Origin of the sequence: Ectobacillus panaciterrae DSM 19096, from assembly GCF_000430785.1 — a bacterium.
GTDB lineage: Bacteria > Bacillota > Bacilli > Bacillales > Bacillaceae_G > Ectobacillus > Ectobacillus panaciterrae.
The window spans coordinates 15,243-36,169 of record NZ_AUMR01000013.1 but is presented as its reverse complement, the minus strand read 5'-3'; the positions used below and the strand labels follow the sequence as shown (position 1 = coordinate 36,169).

The 20,927-nt window shown below is 43.8% G+C and carries 22 protein-coding genes and 2 riboswitches; of the genes, 7 read left to right on the top strand and 15 right to left on the bottom strand.

From position 1 onward, the window contains the following. Positions 1–40: 40 nt before the first annotated feature. The 4 genes from H540_RS29025 to metK all read right to left on the bottom strand — a co-directional run bounded on the left by H540_RS29025 (position 41) and on the right by metK (position 3,857). A complete protein-coding gene (locus tag H540_RS29025; protein WP_051316999.1) occupies positions 41–1,303 on the bottom strand; it encodes an MFS transporter in 1,263 nt (420 codons plus the stop codon). A gap of 14 nt (positions 1,304–1,317) precedes the next feature. Continuing rightward, positions 1,318–1,938, bottom strand: coding sequence for a TetR/AcrR family transcriptional regulator (locus H540_RS0105135; protein ID WP_028399715.1), 621 nt, complete (start codon positions 1,936–1,938; stop codon positions 1,318–1,320). 253 nt (positions 1,939–2,191) lie between these two features. Beyond that, on the bottom strand, positions 2,192–2,374 hold the full coding sequence (locus tag H540_RS0105125) for a hypothetical protein (RefSeq protein ID WP_028399713.1): 183 nt from the start codon (positions 2,372–2,374) through the stop codon (positions 2,192–2,194). A 283-nt stretch (positions 2,375–2,657) separates the two neighbouring features. Beyond that, positions 2,658–3,857: a methionine adenosyltransferase gene (gene metK / locus H540_RS0105120; RefSeq protein ID WP_028399712.1), complete on the bottom strand. Its 1,200-nt coding sequence runs from the start codon at positions 3,855–3,857 to the stop codon at positions 2,658–2,660. A gap of 138 nt (positions 3,858–3,995) precedes the next feature. After that, a riboswitch (SAM riboswitch) is annotated at positions 3,996–4,106 on the bottom strand. Positions 4,107–4,335: 229 nt separating this feature from the next. Between metK and pckA the strand changes: the two genes are divergently transcribed. Further along, positions 4,336–5,922, top strand: coding sequence for a phosphoenolpyruvate carboxykinase (ATP) (gene pckA / locus H540_RS0105115; RefSeq protein ID WP_028399711.1), 1,587 nt, complete (start codon positions 4,336–4,338; stop codon positions 5,920–5,922). 175 nt (positions 5,923–6,097) lie between these two features. Here the strand turns inward: pckA and H540_RS31780 are convergent, their stop codons facing one another. After that, on the bottom strand, positions 6,098–6,244 hold the full coding sequence (locus H540_RS31780; protein ID WP_081415017.1) for an anti-repressor SinI family protein: 147 nt from the start codon (positions 6,242–6,244) through the stop codon (positions 6,098–6,100). 20 nt (positions 6,245–6,264) lie between these two features. After that, positions 6,265–6,349: riboswitch (cyclic di-GMP riboswitch) on the bottom strand. A gap of 246 nt (positions 6,350–6,595) precedes the next feature. Between H540_RS31780 and H540_RS0105105 the strand changes: the two genes are divergently transcribed. From H540_RS0105105 to H540_RS0105095, 3 genes are read left to right on the top strand one after another with little or no spacing between them, the layout of a single operon-like run. Next, entirely contained in the window at positions 6,596–7,555 is a 960-nt protein-coding gene (locus H540_RS0105105) for an ABC transporter substrate-binding protein (protein WP_425388089.1), read from the top strand. 8 nt (positions 7,556–7,563) lie between these two features. Continuing rightward, positions 7,564–8,340 (top strand): ABC transporter ATP-binding protein, encoded by a 777-nt coding sequence (locus H540_RS0105100; protein ID WP_028399709.1) that lies wholly within the window; start codon positions 7,564–7,566, stop codon positions 8,338–8,340. Beyond that, positions 8,321–9,133 (top strand): ABC transporter permease, encoded by an 813-nt coding sequence (locus tag H540_RS0105095; protein ID WP_028399708.1) that lies wholly within the window; start codon positions 8,321–8,323, stop codon positions 9,131–9,133. Before H540_RS0105100 ends, H540_RS0105095 begins: the two co-directional genes overlap by 20 nt. Positions 9,134–9,168: 35 nt before the next feature. Here H540_RS0105095 and ytkD read toward each other — a convergent pair whose 3' ends face one another. Continuing rightward, positions 9,169–9,648, bottom strand: coding sequence for an RNA deprotection pyrophosphohydrolase (gene ytkD, locus H540_RS0105090; RefSeq protein ID WP_028399707.1), 480 nt, complete (start codon positions 9,646–9,648; stop codon positions 9,169–9,171). Positions 9,649–9,719: 71 nt separating this feature from the next. Then, complete coding sequence (locus H540_RS0105085; protein WP_028399706.1) at positions 9,720–10,037, bottom strand: hypothetical protein; 318 nt, start codon at positions 10,035–10,037, stop codon at positions 9,720–9,722. A 299-nt stretch (positions 10,038–10,336) separates the two neighbouring features. On the opposite strand from H540_RS0105085, the gene ytzI reads away from it, so the two are divergent. Next, positions 10,337–10,495, top strand: a complete 159-nt coding sequence (ytzI, locus tag H540_RS0105080; protein WP_028399705.1) for a YtzI protein — start codon at positions 10,337–10,339, stop codon at positions 10,493–10,495. Here ytzI and H540_RS0105075 read toward each other — a convergent pair. Next, positions 10,492–10,965 carry an S-ribosylhomocysteine lyase gene (locus tag H540_RS0105075; RefSeq protein WP_028399704.1) on the bottom strand — a complete coding sequence of 158 codons (474 nt, stop codon included), beginning with the start codon at positions 10,963–10,965 and terminating at the stop codon, positions 10,492–10,494. The two genes, ytzI and H540_RS0105075, sit on opposite strands and share 4 nt — an antisense overlap. A 158-nt stretch (positions 10,966–11,123) precedes the next feature. Between H540_RS0105075 and yidD the strand changes: the two genes are divergently transcribed. Further along, positions 11,124–11,354: a membrane protein insertion efficiency factor YidD gene (yidD, locus tag H540_RS0105070; protein WP_028399703.1), complete on the top strand. Its 231-nt coding sequence runs from the start codon at positions 11,124–11,126 to the stop codon at positions 11,352–11,354. On the opposite strand, the gene H540_RS0105065 is transcribed toward yidD, so the two are convergent. Next, entirely contained in the window at positions 11,351–11,914 is a 564-nt protein-coding gene (locus H540_RS0105065) for a beta-class carbonic anhydrase (protein WP_028399702.1), read from the bottom strand. The genes yidD and H540_RS0105065 overlap by 4 nt on opposite strands. A 209-nt stretch (positions 11,915–12,123) precedes the next feature. Between H540_RS0105065 and H540_RS0105060 the strand changes: the two genes are divergently transcribed. After that, entirely contained in the window at positions 12,124–13,161 is a 1,038-nt protein-coding gene (locus H540_RS0105060) for an NAD-dependent epimerase/dehydratase family protein (protein ID WP_028399701.1), read from the top strand. 84 nt (positions 13,162–13,245) lie between these two features. Here the strand turns inward: H540_RS0105060 and menC are convergent, their stop codons facing one another. From menC to H540_RS0105030, 6 genes are all read right to left on the bottom strand, one after another. After that, the gene (menC, locus tag H540_RS0105055) at positions 13,246–14,349 is read right to left on the bottom strand and encodes an o-succinylbenzoate synthase (protein WP_028399700.1); all 1,104 of its coding nucleotides are present in this window, start codon (positions 14,347–14,349) and stop codon (positions 13,246–13,248) included. Continuing rightward, the gene (locus tag H540_RS0105050; RefSeq protein WP_028399699.1) at positions 14,349–15,797 is read right to left on the bottom strand and encodes an o-succinylbenzoate--CoA ligase; all 1,449 of its coding nucleotides are present in this window, start codon (positions 15,795–15,797) and stop codon (positions 14,349–14,351) included. The genes menC and H540_RS0105050 overlap by 1 nt, the downstream gene beginning before the upstream one ends. Before the next feature lie 202 nt (positions 15,798–15,999). Then, positions 16,000–16,818, bottom strand: coding sequence for a 1,4-dihydroxy-2-naphthoyl-CoA synthase (gene menB / locus H540_RS0105045; RefSeq protein WP_028399698.1), 819 nt, complete (start codon positions 16,816–16,818; stop codon positions 16,000–16,002). A gap of 13 nt (positions 16,819–16,831) precedes the next feature. Beyond that, a complete protein-coding gene (gene menH / locus H540_RS0105040) occupies positions 16,832–17,653 on the bottom strand; it encodes a 2-succinyl-6-hydroxy-2,4-cyclohexadiene-1-carboxylate synthase (RefSeq protein WP_028399697.1) in 822 nt (273 codons plus the stop codon). Next, entirely contained in the window at positions 17,643–19,400 is a 1,758-nt protein-coding gene (menD, locus tag H540_RS0105035) for a 2-succinyl-5-enolpyruvyl-6-hydroxy-3-cyclohexene-1-carboxylic-acid synthase (protein WP_028399696.1), read from the bottom strand. Before menD ends, menH begins: the two co-directional genes overlap by 11 nt. After that, entirely contained in the window at positions 19,397–20,785 is a 1,389-nt protein-coding gene (locus tag H540_RS0105030) for an isochorismate synthase (protein WP_028399695.1), read from the bottom strand. Before H540_RS0105030 ends, menD begins: the two co-directional genes overlap by 4 nt. Positions 20,786–20,927 lie beyond the last annotated feature (142 nt).

Here is a 20,927-nt window from a genome sequence, read left to right as displayed (position 1 = left end):
TAAAAAGAAGCACAAGCAAATTATGCTTGTGCTTCTTTATTTAAACCGGCATTTCATTTTGCAAGCTCGCACGCTGCTCCGCACGTACCATTCGAGGAAGCACCGCTAAGTAATAGAAGGAAATACCAACCATTGAAATTCCTATTGCGTAATATAAGGTATCTACACTGATCCAGTTCGGGAAAACCGCTGCGATAATACCCAATGCCAAAGAATGCGCAAACATCATAAACGGATCAATCCAGGCCGTAACACGGCCCATAAATTTCGGATCCACAAGTTCATTCATCCATCCGCTTAACGCAACGTTTACTGGTGCGATGATAATTCCTACTATTAATACGAAGGCAAGATAAAGCCATATGTTTGCAATAAAGCCTAGGACAGCCGTACCAGCACCCATTAAGAAAATACCAAAGATGATAACACGGTATGGCTGCAGCTTTTGAATGAGTTTATTGCTGATTGCACTTCCAGTAATAAAGCCGATTCCAAGAAGAATAGAAAATAGTGAGGTATATAATTCATAGCTGTCAGGTGCCAATTTATATTTCATGGTAAAAATCGGAAGAACTGCAAATCCACCGTTAACGAGACCGAATACGAAGAAGCCGAAGATAATAGCGAGAAGAAGTTTAAAGTTCAGGACATATACAATGCCTTTTCGGAAATCGGATAACACATTGCGCAAATCAAGGTCTTTTACACGAGTTTTGCCGTTAGGCAGGCGCACTTCCATTGGAATGGCGCAGCTGCGAATCAGAATTGCTGAGATAATGAAGCTTACTCCATCAATAACAATGGCTCCTTCCATACCGAGATAACGATAGGACAATGCGCCAAGTCCCATGCCAAACAGCATGAACATTCCCATAACAGCTTGATTAAGCCCGGAAGCTTGCATATATTCCTCCTTATCCAAAATCCCCTGCAGCAAGCTCATCTCAGCAGGTGCAAAAAACTTCGCCACTGCACTTCTTACAAACAAAATGAGAAAGATAAAGAATAAGGATTGAAACCAAACCGCCGCAAGCAATAACACCGTCAAGCCGGCGCGAATCCAATCAGAGTTTTCTGCAATCTTTTTCCGGTCCATCCGATCCGCCGCAACTCCTACCACAAAAAATACGAACAATGTCGGTAAAGCATACATAAGCTCTGCCAGCGTCGCTAAGTACGGCTGCTTGCTGAAGCGATCCAGCAAGTAAAACGCAAATGCCATGTTTCCAATTGTTGTGCCAAGCTGTGAAGCACAGGATGCAAAAAACAATCTTGCAAACAATTGATTTTTAAAGATTTTCATAAAGACGCCCCTTTTTATTTGGGTTGAACGTGCAAAAGATCGTATAAATTGCGGCGAAGAAAATTCATCTGTTCTTTTACACGTAGGTTTTTACCACCTAACACTTGCGCATGAACAAGCAAACCTTCCATGTAACCGAAAATAAATTTAGCGATTAAATCGATATCCAGCTCCGGCTGAAATTCTCCTCGTTTAATCCCTTCTTGAAAGAAAGAATGTATTCTTTTACTTTGTTTTTCGTAACGCTCCATTAAATATGCCCTGCGCGTTTCTTCTCTCCATCCACCCACAAAATACTCATACAGAACAGGTACCATTGGGTCCATATTCCCTTCCAATTCTTGCTCCTGTATAGTAAGAATCACATTCAATGCTTCCCATACAGAACCTGTTTCCTCTAATAAACGCTGCACATGCTGATCATTTTGTTCATCTAACGCATCCACCATTGCACGGAAAATTTCTTCCTTGCTCGAAAAGTATAAGTACACCCATCCCCGGCTCATACCGGTTTCCTCTACAATGTCTCTCATAGTAGCAGGCTCATATCCCTTTTTCTTAAATACCTCCATCGCTGCTTGAATGATTTGCTGACGGCGCTGCTGCTTTTCTTCATCGGAAATTTTAGGAGACACCTTCATTTCCTCCTTTTTTTAAAATAAATGACACATCTGTCATTTTTATTATAATGACAGATGTGTCATTATTGCAACTGTTTTTCTCAAAAAATTCCAGAAGAAACGCAGAACCGACTAAGCGCAGAGAACCTTGGTCTCTGCGCTTAGCCGATGGAGCTGGACACATCTCTCCTCAAAGCTTACACCTTCTTTCCAATAAAAAAGCTGCTGATCTTATCAGCAGCCTGCAGACGCTTATAGAAGAAACATTTCATCCAGCCATTCCTTTTCCAGTGAAGCTTTGAATAAGCTTCTGCAAATTTTTATGTCCTTCCCGCAACTTGAGGGCTTCTTGCAGGATTTTTTGCAAATCCTCCAGCTCTTTATCAGTAGCATAAATAATGCCTGCAGGAATATCTTGAGCAATTTGCTGTAAAGTTATATCTCGATTCACTGTACAACTCCTACCTTTCTGTTCGATTTTTGAACTAGGTGCTTGTCTTGCTGTCGATGCTGCGCTCCCAAAACTTGTTTTTTCTCTTTATTTAATATTAGTCCGGCATCCTGCTGTTTCCTGCACCAATTTCTTAAACAGTCAAAGGTTCTTATAAAACGTCTTCTATCGACAAATTACAACTTGGAGTCCGACCCTGCATATTAGAAGCATTGCCGCGGAATTTTATAATTTCTTGCCAAAAAAAGCCCTGCGCTTTCGCGTAGGGCTTTCCTCTATTATCTTATAGACCAGCTTGCTCTTTTAAAGTTGCAGCTTTGTCCGTACGTTCCCAAGTAAGATCAAGCTCGTTGCGGCCGAAGTGACCGTAAGCAGCTGTTTGCTTGTAAATCGGACGGCGAAGATCAAGCATTTTGATGATGCCTGCCGGACGAAGGTCGAAGTTGTTGCGTACTAGCTCTACTAATACTTCTTCAGACACTTTGCCTGTTCCGAATGTATCAACAGAGATAGATACTGGCCGCGCTACACCGATTGCGTATGCAAGCTGTACTTCTGCTTTATCAGCAAGGCCTGCTGCTACGATGTTTTTCGCAACGTAACGAGCTGCATATGCTGCAGAGCGGTCTACTTTTGTAGGATCTTTACCGGAGAATGCACCGCCGCCGTGACGAGCATATCCGCCGTACGTATCAACGATGATTTTGCGTCCAGTTAAACCAACATCGCCTTGAGGTCCGCCGATTACGAAACGGCCTGTCGGGTTGATGAAGTATTTTGTGTTGTCATCAATTAATGCAGCTGGAACGATTGGTTTAATAACGTGTTCTTTTAAATCACGCTCGATTTGTTCATGAGTTACTTCCGGAGCATGCTGTGTAGAGATAACAATTGTATCCATGCGCACTGGCTTATTGTTCTCATCATACTCTACCGTTACTTGCGTTTTGCCGTCTGGGCGCAAGTACGCTAATGTTTCATCCTTGCGAACTTCTGCTAAACGGCGGGACAGTTTATGCGCAAGAGAGATTGGAAGAGGCATAAGCTCCTCTGTTTCGTTACATGCGTAACCAAACATTAAGCCTTGGTCTCCCGCACCAATTGCTTCAATTTCTTCATTTGTCATAGAACCTTCGCGTGCTTCTAACGCTTTGTCAACACCCATTGCGATGTCTGCAGACTGCTCATCGATAGAAGTCAATACCGCACTAGTTTCCGCATCAAAGCCGTACTTTGCACGAGTATAACCGATTTCGCGAACTGTTTCACGAACGATTTTTGGGATATCTACATACGTAGAAGTTGTAATTTCTCCAGCTACCAATACTAACCCAGTTGTTACTGTTGTTTCACAAGCTACGCGTGCATTAGGATCATTTTCTAAAATCGCATCTAAGATGGAGTCAGAAATTTGGTCACAAATTTTATCAGGATGTCCTTCAGTTACGGACTCAGATGTGAATAGACGACGCTTATTTGTCATTGGTAAACCTCCCTTTTCATTATATGTACGGAACTCATCTCTCTGGATGTCATCTGACATTTTTAAAATTCCCAATATCTCAAAATAAAAAACCTTCCCCTTTGAGGAAAGGTTGAATTTGCTCATGTTTGCCTTTCACTCTTATCGTTCAAGGCTCGAGCGCCTTGCAACAGGTTCAGCACCTTTTCACCCTTCGGTGAGGTTGCTGGGCTTCATAGGGCCTGTCCCTCCGCCAGCTCAGGATAAGAGAGTATCCGTCCAAATGATATAGTATAGAAATAACTCAATTTTGTCAATCTATATTTGTAGGTTGTACCAATAATTTTTCTTGTTTGTGTTGATTCAAATAATTATGTTGATACATTACAAGAACACAAACAAATTTCAAGAAATAGTATACATTATTTATGTAAATATGTTATACTTTTTATAAGTAATGCGAGGAATATTCATAAAATAAACAAAGGATGGTATGTATATGAGTACTGTGAATGTCCAAATTGAATTACATGAATTATTGAACGGAAGCAATGCACAGGTTCAATTAAGCGTTCCGCAATTGGTAGAAAAAGTATTAGTGAGAGAAGAAGGACAATTAACTTCAACCGGCGCTGTTTCTGTTGCAACAGGCAAATACACAGGACGTTCTCCTAAAGATAAATTTACTGTAAAAGAAGCATCTACTGCTAACAAGATTGATTGGGGCGCTGTAAACCAACCCATTTCTGAAGAGCACTTTGATAAATTATACACGAAAGTATTAGAATACTTAAAAGAAAAAGAAGAAATTTTCGTATTTAAAGGCTTTGCTGGCGCTGATCACAGCTACCGTCTTCCTATTCAAGTTGTAAACGAATACGCTTGGCACAATTTATTTGCACACCAATTGTTTATTCGTCCGACACAAGACGACTTAGCAAAGCATGACGCGCAATTTACCATTGTATCTGCTCCGACATTTAAAGCAGATCCGATTCTTGACGGCACGAACTCTGAAACGTTTATCATCGTTTCTTTTGAAAAGCGCATCGTTTTAATCGGCGGAACAGAGTACGCGGGTGAAATGAAGAAATCTATCTTCTCTATTATGAACTACTTGCTTCCTGAGCAAGACATCCTATCTATGCACTGCTCTGCAAATGTAGGAGAAGAGGGTGATGTAGCACTGTTCTTCGGCTTATCCGGAACAGGAAAAACGACTTTGTCTGCAGATCCGAACCGCAAGCTGATCGGCGATGATGAGCACGGCTGGTCTGATAACGGCGTATTCAACATTGAAGGCGGCTGCTACGCGAAATGCGTCAACCTTTCCCGCGAAAAAGAACCGCAAATCTTTGATGCGATTACATTCGGCTCCGTTCTGGAAAACGTTGTAATTGATGAGAATACTAGAATCGCAGATTACAACGATGTATCTCTGACTGAAAATACGCGTGCGGCGTATCCGATTAACGCAATCGACAATATCGTTCTACCGAGCGTAGCGGGACATCCAAACACAATTGTATTCTTGACGGCTGATGCGTTCGGCGTCTTGCCTCCAATCAGCAAGCTATCCAAGGAACAAGCTATGTATCATTTCTTAAGCGGCTACACAAGCAAGCTGGCTGGAACAGAGCGCGGCGTAACATCTCCGCAAGCTACGTTCTCCACATGCTTCGGTTCTCCGTTCTTGCCGCTTGATGCATCTCGTTACGCGGAAATGCTCGGTGAAAAAATCGACAAGCACAATGCACAAGTATTCCTAGTGAATACAGGCTGGACGGGCGGCGAATACGGCGTAGGAAAACGCATGAATCTTGCTTATACTCGCGCAATGGTGCAAGCAGCTCTTAACGGCGAATTAAACAACGCTGAAACAATGAAAGACGATATCTTCGGTCTTGAAATTCCGCTTCACGTTCCAGGCGTTCCTGATGAAGTATTAACGCCTGAAAAAACTTGGGCTGACAAAGAAGCTTACAAAGCAAAAGCATTGGAGCTTGCTGGCAAGTTCAAAGAAAACTTCAAAAAATTCACAAACGTCTCCGAAGAAACAGTAAAACTAGGCGGACCTTTAGCATAACATAACAAAAGAAAAGCAGAACCGGCTCGTTCATCTCCGGAATGCAAATGTTCATTACCGTTATAAAGAGGATATCATCACACCTGATGATATCCTCTTATTTCGTTCTGTATTTAAAAAGAGCAGTTCACATGACTGCTCCTAGTGTATGCGCTATTCAATTTTATGTACGTCTTCATCTTTCTTTAAAAGCACTCTTAAGAAACTCGCAGATTTCTTCACGTGATATTCCCATATCCATTGCCTCTGTTACTAATTGCAGCCACTCCTTGTCAAGATAGGCTTCGTTTGTTTTTACCGCAACTGCTTGTGCTTGATCCATAAACTTTAGCTACCTCCGTAAGTAGCAGCCCAGCCATCGTAGTATTTCTACCTTAGACCCGTGACTTTGCGTCCCTGCTTTTCAACAGGTTTGCCTTTCGATAATTTTTATAATATTTAAAAATTTAACGAAATATCTTATAAATATATTACCATGTTTTTTGTATATGTGGTTATATACAGAAAGAGGAACATCTCGACATATTTCGACAAAATAGTAGCATGTAATGAAAAAGCCCATTTTTTTCTTATAGGCATTCACACATGGGCTTTCGCATACATACAGTAAAACAGATTCACTTTTAGGAGGTGGGCATCCTTGAGAAAGCTGCTTATTTTATTTACAGTTTTCATGTTGAGCTTTTTTACGTTCGCAGCTTGTAATAAGAAAGAAGCGCTGCAAAAAGTTCGCGTTGGAGAAGTAACGCATTCTCTCTTTTACGCACCATTGTATGTAGCGATTGGCAAAGGATATTTTAAAGAAGAGGGATTAGAGCTCGATCTTCAAACAACTGCTGGCGGAGACAAAACGATGACGGCTCTTTTATCAAACGGAATCGATATTGCGCTTGTTGGTTCTGAAACTACAATTTATGTCTACAGTCAAGGAGCAAAGGATCCTGTCATTAACTTTGCACAGCTTACGCAAACAGACGGAACGTTTCTTGTATCACGCAAAAAGCTGGAGTCCTTTAATTGGAGTGATTTGAAGGGCACAACGTTTCTTGGTCAGCGAAAAGGCGGCATGCCGCAAATGGCAGGCGAGTTTGTGTTGAAGAAGCACGGCATTAATCCGCAAAAAGACTTGAATCTCATTCAAAGCATCGAGTTTGCAAATATCGCAAATGCTTTTGCTTCCGGTACAGGAGATTATGTCCAGTTGTTTGAACCGACGGCCAGCATTTTTGAAAAAGAAGGAAAAGGATATATCGTTGCTTCTTTCGGAGCAGAGTCTGGAAAGATTCCTTACACATCCTTTATGGCAAAGGAAAGTTATTTGAAAAAGAACGCAGCTGTTGCAGAGAAGTTTACGAAAGCCTTGTATAAAGCGCAGCAATGGGTTGATACACATAGCCCAGAAGAGATCGCAAAGGTCGTAGAACCATTTTTTAAAGATACGCCAAAGGATATTATGATTAAGGTCATTGAACGTTACAAGAACCAAAATTCCTATGCAACAAACCCGATTTTGGATGAAGAGGAATGGAACAACCTGCAAAAGATTATGAAGGAAGCTGGCGAACTTCCAAAAGAAGTAGAGCATGACACTTTAGTGAATACTTCCATTGCGGAAAAGGCTATTAAACAGTAGAGGCCCCCATGAGCTTCTTAACAATCCAAAATGTATACCACTGCTTTTTCACTGAGAAAGAAGCCAGCCTCACATTAGCCAATATTGAGTTGGAAATGCAAGAAGGAGAGTTTATCTCGTTCCTAGGGCCAAGCGGCTGCGGAAAAACGACTCTGCTTTCTATAATTGCAGGTCTTTTGCAGCCTTTAGAAGGGCGCGTTGAAATTGAAGGAGAAGCTGTCACGGAGCCAAGCTCAGCAATCGGATATATGCTGCAGCAGGATTATTTGTTTCCTTGGAAAACAATTGAAGAAAATATCGTAACCGGTTTGCGTATTACCGGCACTTACAGCCGCGAGACTCGCCAGTATGCGCTCAAATTGCTGGAACAGGTCGGATTGGCTGACTCGGTTCAACTCTACCCGCGTCAGCTCTCAGGCGGAATGCGTCAACGTGCCGCTCTTGTTCGAACGCTGGCTACCAATCCGAAAATTCTGCTTCTGGATGAGCCATTCTCCGCTCTTGATTACCAAACAAAAATCAAATTAGAAGAACTCGTCTGCTCACTCCTTAAAGAATTTCATAAAACTTCTATTCTTGTGACACATGATATTGAAGAAGCCATTGCCATGAGCGACCGTATATTTCTTCTTCGTGCAAAACCAGGGCATATCGCTAAAGTGATTGCCGTTCCTGAAGAAATTCGCAATATGTCTCCAATTCAGGCTCGCCAGCATCCTGCTTTTACAAAGCTGTTTCAGTTGATTTGGAAGGAGCTGGAGAGTCTTGAAGTACAAAAATCTTAATCTGTCGCTTCTTCATCGTGCTTATGTAAAAAAGGAGAAAAAGAAAAAGCGCGCTATCACGCTTTTACAAGTGTTCTTGCTTCTGGCTTTCTTTATTCTTTGGGAGATTGCCAGCCGTGCCGCATGGATTGATCCGCTCCTGTTCAGTTCTCCGTCCAGCATTTTAAAGCTGCTGTGGAGCAAGCTGCAAGACGGCTCCTTGCTTCCTCATTTATGGGTCACGCTGTTGGAAACATTTTCAGGATTTTTGCTCGGCACGATTCTTGGTACATTAATTGCTACCCTGCTTTGGTGGACTCCATTTTTAGCGCGCGTATTAGACCCCTACTTAGTTGTGTTAAATGCCATGCCAAAAGTAGCGCTTGGTCCTATCATCATTGTCGTTTTCGGTCCAAACATATCCTCATCTATAGCTATGGGCGTTATTATTTCAGTCATTATTACCATTCTCGTGATTTACACAGCATTTCTTGAGGTAGATCCTAATTATATAAAGGTCATGCAAACGTTTGGCGCCAGCAAATGGCAGAGCTATCAGCAGGTAATACTCCCCGCTTCTTTTCCAACCATTGTATCCACACTGAAGGTTAACGTTGGATTATCATGGGTAGGAGTCATTTTCGGAGAGCTGCTCGTATCCAAGCAGGGCCTCGGATACCTAATAAGCTACGGCTTTCAAGTATTCAATTTTACACTCGTATTAATGAGCGTACTGCTCACCTGTATGTTCGCAACAGTTATGTATGTGCTTGTAGAATGGTTTGAAAAACTAATTACCCGGAAAGCAAAGTAAGAAAAAGACCAAACCTTCTGGGCTTGGTCTTTTTCTTATTTCATTTCCTGCAGGCTCTTTTGCACCTGCTTCAGACTATGCACTAATACATCATCGCGCATAATAAAGCTGAAACGCCGGTCTACCTTTATACTCTTTGGAATTTCCTGCAGCAGTACATGTCCCTTCGTTTCATTATAGTGCGTATGCTCTAACACATCACTAATTTCAGCGAAGTAAATGTTTTTAATGATGATTTTATCCTTTCCTGACACCTTGTACTGCCCTATATATTTTAGATAAGAGACAACTCCGCCTGTTTCTTCCCGAACCTCGCGAACCGCAGCTTCTTCCGATGTCTCCCCTTCTTCTACTTTACCGCCTGGAAACTCAAGTCCGCGGCGAAGGTGATGCGTCAGCAGCCATTCATTATGATAGCGGCAAATCACCCAAACGTGCTTTGGTGTGCGAGAAAATGGATGATCATCAAATGATAACTGCACCGTATTTTGATAATAATCCGTAAATGTGTACATGCACCTGCTCCCCTACTTTGAAACCGATTCTTACCCCAAATTGTAGCATATTCTAGAGAACCTGCCTAATATTACAGTCCATCAATAATCCCCATCTGCGCAATTAATTCTTTCGTTTTATTGTCGCCAAGGTCATAAATCATTTTATAGGCCCGCTGCAATCGTTCATCATATTTGTCATTCGAATGATCATGATGGTATTCCAAAAACGGAATATGCGCCCGCCAAAACGTACGGACGTCTTCTACATATGCTGCATCAAAAATTTCACGCAGCTGTACAATTTCATCATCGTTCGCTTGAATGGCAAAGCTATATGTATTCGCTGTTTTCACCTGCGAAATACCGCCTTCTGCAACTGAAATATAATACGTTTTCTTTTCCATCATAAGCCCCCTTGCTGATTCGTACCTTATCTTCATTGTGTGCATACCCGTTAGAAATATGCAGGGCGCTTCTGCCGTGGTACTATTATATAAGTCCACTTTGTTATTCCGACAGATCTATCGTTGGCCACGTAGAACAAAAGGGAAACTGCGCTCGCTCCCTCTCTATGATTTACCCCTGCTTGGACCACGAAAAGGGTTTGACCGCTTCTATGCTTAGTCGGATGCTCTCTCCCCGCTAAAAGAAAAGTTTTTATGTTAATTTTTTAGTTGCATTTATATAAAACAAAGGGGGTATAAACATGTTCACTGTATTAATCATCTCTGTCATTGTTGTTACTGTTATTTTATTGCTTTCTGTTTTGACAATAAATAAGGGCTATTCTTACAAGCACTCTGTAGATCGTGCCGAAGATAGCCCTTATATGCAGGAAAATAAGAAAATTTCAGATGAAGATTAACCGAATACCTTTTCCAGTTCATCTTTATCTTGGGATAACCAGTAATTCATCATACGCTTAGCGCCGTCAAGGTCATGCAGCTTCGCCTGTCCGCACTGCGTTTCATTGGCAGCCGGCACTTCTGTTACTTGTGCAGCGTCGCGTATTGTATCTTCTAGAAGATCGATAATCTCACGAACTGTCGGCGTACCGCTGACTACAAGATAAAAGCCTGTTTGGCATCCCATCGGAGAAATATCAATAATATCAAAGTGGCTATGCTTTACCACATACTTTCTTAGGTTAAAAGCTAGTAAGTGCTCAAGCGTATGAATCACATCCGGCTTCATTGCCTGTTTATTCGGCTGGCAAAAACGAATGTCGAATTTATTTACAACGCCGTCGCTTCCTACTTTATGAACGCCGCAATGTCTTACATACGGTGCTTTTACAATATTATGATCTAATTCAAAGCTTTCTACTGATGGCATATTCATCTCTCCCTCTACCCCTTTTAGTGAAAACGGGAATTCCGATATATTTAATATGATATACTGAATACCTCTAATAGTAAAGATTTATGCAACGTGATTTTCACAGCCAAATTATGCTATGATACTTTATACATATGTAAGGAAGGAGTCTGTTTATGAAGCGGATTTTTATGACTTTGATTCGATTTTACCAAAAATTTCTGTCACCGCTGAAGCCGCCGTCATGCCGGTTTTACCCGACATGCTCTCATTACGGCATGGAAGCGATTCGCGTTCATGGCACTCTAAAAGGCGGATGGATGACAATGAAACGCATTTTGAAATGTCATCCCTTTCATCCGGGAGGCTTTGATCCTGTTCCTGAAAAAAAAGACAATCCTGTTTAGTTTTGATATCCGTCTGCAATGGTATCCAAGCGGCCCGTTTTCGGGTCAATGACAAGTCCGTGCACCGGCACATCACCCGGCATAAGAGGATGATGGCGAATGATTTCTACACTATGCTTTACGCTGTCTTCTACACAGGAAAATCCATGAAGAAATTTCTCTAAATTTATCCCCGAATAATGAAGAGTAGCTAATTTGTCTTCTGAGATGCCGCGTTCTTTCATTTTTTCGATTGTGTTTTTCGCTTGCAGACTAGCCATGCCGCAATCATAATGTCCAATTACGCATACCTCATCCGCGCCAAGCTCATATACCGCTACAAGCACGCTCCGCATAATACTGCCGAACGGATGCGCAACAACAGCGCCTGCCACCTTCACAATTTTTACGTCTCCGTTACGCATGTTCATCGCTTTTGGCAAAAGTTCCACAAGACGTGTATCCATGCAGGAAATGATAACAAGCCGCTTATCCGGATATTTATTTGTTTTAAAGGATTCATATTCTTTATTTTCTACAAAGCTTTTATTATAGGTTAAAATTTCTTCCAATAATTTCATAATAACCCTCCTTCTTTGTTATAATGTTCCCTCCATTGAAAATCAAAGTCAAGAAAAACGCCTCATTCATTTTTAATTCACATAATTATTCAGACAATAGTGCTTCATGAAAGAGAACGCTATCGCAGTGTTCTCTTTTTCATATACATGCAGGAAATTACAGATTTTTCAAGTATATTGATTCATATACTTGAAAAAGGAGGGATATAATGAAAATCCTTATTTTAGGCGGCACCCGCTTTTTAGGAAGGCATATCGCACAGGAAGCGTTAAGAAGAGGATATGCGGTTACCTTATTCAATCGCGGAAATAACAATGAAGTATTTCGGAATGTGGAGATATTACTTGGGGACCGGGATGGTACGCTAAAGGCGCTGAAAGGACGGAAATGGGATGCGGTCATTGATACGTGCGGTTTTGTTCCTCGTACTGTCTCCAAGGCCGCTAAGGTATTAGGAGACAACATCAACCATTATACATATATCTCGAGCATCTCTGTGTACAAAGATTGGATTCCGCTCGGCATTACGGAAAGCTATCCGGTTCAAACAATGTCTGCCGAGGAGGCAGACGAGGTTACAAAGGATACGGCAGGACCCGTTTATGAGTATTACGGTCCGTTAAAGGCGCTGTGCGAACAGGAAGCTCAGCAACAAATGCCCGGCAAGGTGCTGAATGTACGGGCAGGTCAAATTGTAGGATCGTTTGACTATACAGACCGGCTTCCGTACTGGGTAAAACGTGTGGCTATGGGCGGACGCATCCTGTGTCCTGGAAATCCAGACAAACGCGTTCAACTCATTGATGTAAGGGATATGGCCACCTGGATCCTTGAAATGGCCAAAGAGCGAACAACAGGCACTTATAACGTAACGGGTCCGAACTATAGTCTCACCATGAATCAGCTGTTGGAGACATGCAAACAGGTGACAGAAAGCGATGCTGAATTTGTATGGGTGCAAGAGGAATTTTTGTTAGAAAATGATGTTGTGCCATGGGTGCAAATGCCGCTGTGGCTTCCTGAAAATACGGCACTTCCCGGCGAAATGGAGCCATGGAAAGGCGCTTCTGATATCAGTATCAACAAAGCTGTCCAACAAGGATTGTCCTTCCGTCCATTAGAAGAAACAATTTATGATATTTGGGAATGGGAGCAGGGACGCCAAGACAACAAACGAAAAGCTGGACTGCCGCCTGAACGGGAGCAGGAGCTGCTTGAGCTGTGGACTGATACAAAAACCCATTAAACGAAAACTCTTTCAATGGCTGTTCTCTTTTTTAAAAGAAATTCTTACATAGAAAAGCGCATGACGAAAGTGTCATGCGCTTTTCTATGTAAGAATGCTTGTTTGTAACGTAATTCGCTTCAAATAGCTTCTATCAACCTTATATCCGAGTCCAATTCCGTTTTGAACCTTCACCTTTCCGTTCTGAAGCGTTACTTCAGGTGTAATGAGATCACGCTCCCAATGACGAGACGACGCGGAAATATCGCCAGGTATCGTAAAGTTCGGCAGCGAAGCGAGCGCTACGTTCTGTCCTCTTGATATGCCTGTCTCAATCATGCCGCCGCACCAAACAGGTACATGATGTGCCTGACAGTAATCATGAATGCGAATCGCTTCTGTCAATCCGCCGACACGCCCTGCTTTAATATTCACAATACGGCAGCTCCCAAGTTGAATCGCCACTCTCGCATCTTCAAGCGAGTGAATGCTTTCATCCAGACAAACCGGCGTATGAAGCTCTTTCTGAAGCACTGCGTGATCCATGAAATCGTTGTCCGCAAGGGGCTGTTCAATCATCATCAGATTGCATTCATCAAGCCGCTTCAGTTTCTCTATGTCGTCTAATGTGTAAGCTGAGTTCGCGTCCGCCATAAGCGGAATGTCAGGAAAGACTTTTCGTATTCCCGACAAGAGTTCATAATCATTTTCAGGCTTAATTTTCACTTTAAAGCGTTTATAACCGTCTGCCGCATACTGTTCCATCTTTTGAAGCATATTCGGCAAAGTATCCAGCCCGATTACTACGCCCACTTCAATTTCGTTTATACGCCCTCCAAGAGCCCGCGCCAGCGATTGTTCCGTACGCTGCGCATATAAATCCCAGACAGCTCCCTCAAGTCCTGCTTTCGCCATATTATTGCGTTTTATGCCGGCGAACAGCTTCGGCACTTCATTCGGGTGAGAAATTTCGCTCGCCAACACTGCTGGTACTAAAAAATCCATAAGCATATGCCATGCAGTTTGGACAGTTTCTTCCGTATACCAAGGCTGCGAGAAGGCAACAACCTCCCCCCATCCCGTACGTCCGTCTTCATCATAAAGCTCTACGATAATGCTTTCACGATCATGGTAAGCACCGTAACTTGTCGCGAACGGAGACACAAGCTTCATGCTTGTTCGATGCAGAACTGCTTTTTGAATCCTCATCACAGCTTCTCTTTTAACTCTCTGCGCAGCAATTTATTGGATGCGTTTCGAGGCAAGGCGTCAACAAATATGATACGTCTCGGTACTTTATATCGGGCCAGATGCTCGCCGCAAAATGCCAATAGCTCTTCTTCCGCCGCTTTTTTTTCTATTTTCACAAAAGCAACCGGCACCTGTCCCCATTCTTCATTCTCTTCTCCGACTACGCCAGCTTCTAAAACGGATGGATGCGCCAGAAGCACTTCTTCAATTTGTGCAGGATAAATATTCTCTCCGCCTGAAATAATAAGGTCGCTGCGGCGGTCGAGAACATATAAAAATCCCTCTTCATCTAAATACCCGATATCTCCCGTATGCAGCCAGCCGTCTTGCATGCTTTCCCTTGTTGCATCCTCCCGCTTGAAATAGCCGCTCGTTACGTTTGGACCTTTCACTACAATTTCTCCGGCCTGATTCTCCCTCATCGTTTGACCATTTGCTTCGATCTTCAGCTGGCATGGATAAAGAGGCTTTCCGGCCGAGCCGACCTTCTCCAGCATATAGTCTTGTGCCAACGTACAAATCTGCGACGCGGTTTCCGTCATGCCGTACGTTTGATAGACAGGTATGCCTTTTTGTACACATGCTTCCAGCAGTGGTCTCGGTGCCGGTCCGCCGCCAAGAAGTATACAGCGAAGCGTCTTTGGATATGTTTTGTCTCCGAGCTCCCTGACCATATCTGTCAGCACCTTCGTTACGACGGACACCATCGTCACACCTTTATGCTCAATCGCATCATTCAATTGACTCGGGTTGACTTTTTCCTGAAGCAACACACGCATCCCATATATCGCACTTTTCATTAAAATGGATAAGCCGCCGACATGAAAAAACGGAAGGCAGGCAAGCCAGCAATCCTTTTCTTGCAGCCCTAGGTTCAATGCCGAACCGACTGCGCTCCACCAATGGTTGCCGTATGTTAGCATAACGCCTTTAGGCTTTCCTGTCGTACCGGATGTATAAATAATGGTCATGATATCGTCCAAATTGAATTCTTCCTGTACGGCATACGGTTTTTGGGGCAGTTTCTTCAGCTCATCCATTGTATATGCGGGAATTGCTGCCTCTCCAAGCATCGTGCGAAAATCCTCTTCCGCCAGCAGCAAAGCTGCCTCTGCGTTCTCCATCTGCCAAAGAAGTTCCTCTCGTGACAGACGGACATTTAATAATACAGCGGTCGCACCAATATAAGATAACGCGTGAATGATGTATACCATCTCTATACTATTGCGCATCAACACTGCAACGTGATCTCCCATTTTCACCCCGGCTTGTGTCAAACGCTCGCTTACAGCCATCGCATGCTCGTCCAATTCCCGAAAAGTAAGCTGAACCGTTTCCGTTTCCAGCGCCGCGCGTTCCGGCGTTAAAAAAGCACGCTGCTTCAGCCAGTTTGGCATCGTATTCATTGTATCTCCCGCTTTCTCTCAAACTTTTCTACAGTTATTATATACCAATGTTAAACAAGACCCAACGCATCTGTATCAGGTCTGCTTATTTATACTTGCTGGTAGCAGAACTGCAATAAATATCAGGATCGTTCGGTACGAAATCTTTGCCGTACAATTCAAAAAGCCGGCACTCATCTGAGTGCCGGCTCTCCCGAAGCAATCACGGGAAACGAGGGAATTGACCGAAGTCCGGCGTGCGTTTTTCTTTAAATGCATCGCGTCCTTCTTTCGCTTCGTCTGTTGTATAGTATAATAACGTCGCATCTCCAGCCAATTGCTGAATACCTGCAAGACCGTCTGTATCGGCGTTGAACGCTGCTTTTAAGAAGCGGAGTGCCATCGGGCTTTTCTCAAGAATTTCTTCTGCCCATTGCACTGTTTCGTCTTCTAGCTGCTCAAGAGGAACAACTTTATTGACTAAGCCCATATCAAGCGCTTCTTGTGCACCGTATTGACGGCATAAGTACCAAATTTCGCGAGCCTTCTTATGGCCGATAATACGCGCTAAATAACCTGCGCCATATCCGCCATCGAAGCTTCCCACTTTTGGTCCAGTTTGTCCGAATACTGCGTTTTCCGCTGCGATTGTCAAATCACATACGATGTGAAGAACGTGACCGCCGCCGATTGCATATCCGGCAACTGCTGCGATAACCGGCTTCGGAATGACGCGGATTAAGCGCTGTAAATCCAATACATTCAAGCGAGGCACTTCGTCTTCTCCTACATATCCGCCATGACCGCGTACCTTTTGATCGCCGCCGGAGCAGAATGCTCGTCCGCCTTCACCTGTTAAAATGATAACGCCCACATTTTTGTCATCACGGGCACGTGCGAATGCGTCGATTAATTCCATAACTGTTTTCGGACGAAATGCGTTATGCACTTCTGGACGGTTAATAGAAATTTTCGCGATGCCGTTGTATGTAGAGTAAATGATATCTTCATACTTGCCTTCTTGCATCCATTCTCTTGTCATCATAGTACCTCCTTCATTCCATATATATTAGGTTTTGCAAAAATCCCCTTACTATTGTATCAAACTTTTCCGGTTGTTCCACATGAATTGCATGCCCGGCACCAGAAATTTGTACAAGATCCGCACGCGGAATCAGTTCCTTCATACGAGATAGGATTCGAAAAAACTTTTCATCGTATTCTCCGCTTATAAGAAGCACTGGCATGGTAAGCTCATGCAGCTCGTTCCACCATGATGGCTGCCTACCTGTTCCCATTCCTCGCAAGCTGTTTGCCAAACCGACAGGACTATTTTGCAGCCGCTGCTTGCGCGTTGCTTCTTGTGTCTCGTCAGGCAGCTGCTTTTGCGAGGCAAACAACGAAATGTTTTCCCACTTCTCAATAAAAGCAGGAATGCCTTTTTGTTCTATAAAGGAAGCGAGCGCTTGGTCTTGCTGCACTCGGGCGGCGCGTTCTTCTTCTGAAACAAGCCCTGCTGTACAATTTTCCAAAAGCAAGGAATTGACTCGTTCTGGATATAAGCAAGCGAATGAGAGCGCAAGCCTCCCTCCCATAGAGTATCCAAGTACATGAACTTTTTCAATTTCAAGCCGTTCCAGCAAAGAAACAAGATCACAAGCTGCTTGTTCAATACGGAAACGCTTTGTACTCGCAGGGCTCTCCGTTTTGCCGTGACCGAGTAAATCAACCATGATCACTTGATATTCGCGGCTCCATGATGCAAGAAACGGCCGCCATGTATCCATGCTTCCGGTAAATCCGTGCAGCAAAAGAAGCGGCTCTCCTTCTCCTGCTGCTTCGTATTCATATAAAACACCGTTCAAATCAATCTTCATCTTCCCTCACCTTGTTCGTAATGGCTTCTGAAATAGAGGCCCAAAGAGAACGATGCATTTGAAGGTTAGATTCTCGGTCTGTCCGTATTTCGACCACATGCAAACCGTCCGTCTCCATACCTGCAGTAACGTGGCGACGAAAATCCTCCCAAGACTCCGGACGGCTGAATGAGCCTTCATACATTTTCACAGCATGCTCATAATCCAAGCCGAGCGGCGTTCCGAACATCATTTCAAAATGCTTCTTCTCCCCGTATTGAGGAAGGAAGGAGAAGATACCGCCGCCGTCATTGTTGATAATAATAATAGTCGCATGCAGCTTGTGCAGCTTAGCAGCAAGCAGCCCGTTCAAATCATGATAAAACGCTAAATCCCCCGTCACCAGCACAAGAGGCGCTTGTGCTACGCTTACCCCCAGCGCGGTGGAGATGATACCATCAATTCCGTTTACTCCGCGATTTGCCAGCACTTGAACGTCTTTATCATTATTAAAAAAGAACGTGTCTGTATCCCGAATCGGCATACTGTTACTTACAAATAGTGCGGCATTGTCCGGCAGCAGCTCCACAATTTCTGTTATCACTTTGCCTTCAAATATTTCATCATACGACTGGATATGATGAAGCTGCGTTTTCGTAAATTGATTGATCTCAAGCCATGAACGAAGCCAAGACGTCTGCTCCTTTTGTACAGAACTTGCGAGCGTTTTGCAAAACTGCACTTCGTCGGCATATACCATTTCTGAAGAGATTAAAGCCGGATCGCGCCATCCTCCAGCTTCATCCACAACAATATGCAGCGCGTCTGTTTGCTTTTGCATATATTGCGTAAGCGCTTTGGAAACCGGCATTGCGCCAAAACGAATAAGCACCTCAGGCTTCCACCCATCCCGGATCACGTCACTTCGCAAAAACGTGTCGTAACAATCTGCAACGTACATTTTGTCATGCTTTCCGCTTCGCAGCTTGGAAAGCGGGTCAGCGAGTACTGGATATTGCAGTGCTTCTGCAAGCTCTATAACAGCCTCAGCCAATGCTTCATCGGTCTGATCTCCAACAACGATAAGCCCTTTTTCCATAGAAGAAAGACGTTCTCGAAGCTGCTGCATATACGAAGGTGCCGCTTGACGAGTTCCGCTTTGAACTGCAGTATACTGCTCTGTCCGGTTCAAACGGCCCTTTTCCCATAAACCTTCAAGAGAAAAATCAGGTACTAGCGGCTCTCGAAGCGGAAAATTCATATGCACAGGCCCTCTCGGTGTCTCTGACGCTACGGAAACAGCGCGGGCTGCTGTAGTCCTTACATACCGATACATCCCTTCAGAAGCTTCGGGCAGCGCCATTTCGATGAATTGCTTTGCAAAAGAACCGAATAGCTGCAACTGATTCATGGCTTGCGGGGCTCCGACATCGCGCAGCTCATGCGGACGGTCAGCAGTCAAAATAAGGAGCGGGATACGGGAATGAAATGCTTCACTCACCGCCGGAAAATAGTTCGCTGCAGCGGTTCCAGACGTGCAAAGAAGAGCAACAGGACGCTTCTTTGCTTTTGCAATGCCAAGCGCAAAGAAAGCAGCTGAACGCTCATCTACATGTAAATATGTTTGAACATCCCTATGCTCAGCCATTAACAAAGCAAGCGGCGTTGAGCGGGAGCCGGGGCTGATGACGACGTCTTGCACGTTCAAACGTACAAGCTCATCGACAAACGCCCCTAAATAATAAGATAACGCTTCTGTATAACTCATGTTGTATTCCCTCCTAATGCAGTGAGCATAGGTTTGAACTTCATCTTCGTTTCTTCATACTCGGACTCTGGCTTGGAATCCTCTACGATGCCGCAGCCGGCAAATAAGGATACATTCGTTCCTTTTAGCAGTCCGGAACGGAGACCGACTGCAAATTCTCCATTTCCTTCATAGTCAATCCATCCGATCGGCGCACCATAAAATCCCCGGTCGAGCAGCTCATGGTCTCGAATCAGCTGCAGCGCTTCATCGCGCGGTGTGCCGCCGAGCGCCGGCGTTGGATGAAGCTCTTCTACCATCTTTAACAAATCGCATGTGCCTTTTCCCTTTACCGGTGTATGAAGATGAAGTAAATGCTTCGTTTTCATCAGCCCCGGCTTATACGGGATACTGACTTCCTCGCATAGCTCATCCATAACTCCCCGAATCATGTTGACTACATATCCATGCTCTGCAAGATTTTTCTCATCATAAAGCAGCTCTTCCCCGTTTTTCTTATCTTCCTCCGGCGTTTTGCCGCGTCCGATAGAGCCCGCCAGGCACATAGATGTAAATACATTGTTTTCTTTTTGAATGAGGCGTTCCGGTGTGGCGCCTAAGAAGCATAATCCTTTATAATCGATGGAAAAAATATAGCAGTCCGGCTGTCCGATGCGCAGTGCCTGCAGCACAGATGCCGAATCCACTTCTGCATCAGCAGTAAGCTGCATTTCCCGAGCCAGCACAACCTTTTGCACCTTGCCCTGCTCCATTTCTTCCTGTACGCTTTTAATGGACTTCATCCATTCTTCCGGTTCAATCTCATGTTGTCTTAAGAAGGAAACAGCTTGCTCAGCAAGCGGGCGTTTACTGTACTGCATCAGCAATTGTTCTGTTTCCAAAAGTTTTTCATGCAAAGCTTCCGCGTCATCATCTTTTGCCACCAATTGATTTACGGTAAGCCAAGCCTCTCCATCTTTTAATGTCAGCATAAAAGACGGCAGCCATAAAACTGTATCTGAAAAGGTGTTCCAAAGCTCCGTTCTCTGCTTTAACGGATCGAAGGCAAATCCTCCGAACAGAAGCGGTCCTGTTCCAAATTCATAATCAGGACGATGAACAATCATATGTCGTAAAAGCTTATTCCAAACAGCGCGAGCGTCTTGAAAGCGCTTTTGCGAAGAATTTGCTATAGTAAAAGCAGATCCGACTCCTGCCAAGATTACACGCTGTGATGTGTCTGACCAATAGAATCGCTCCGTGCAGCCCAGCTGCTTTCCGGCTGCATAAAAAAGCAGTGGATCCATCCACTCCACTTTCTTTACAGCACTTACAATTGTTTCCGTATTAGCTTCTACAGCAGTGAGGAGCGATTGATGCAATCCTTGTTGCTTTGTTCGAATCACCCGTATCTCCCCCTTACTTAGGCGAAAATAGTCAAAATTACTCTTGATTTTAAGATACACCTCAAATGAAAGGTGTGTCAATCTTTAGCAGTTATGTGAAAAATGTATTGGATTCCTAAAAAATAAGCATTGACACTATATA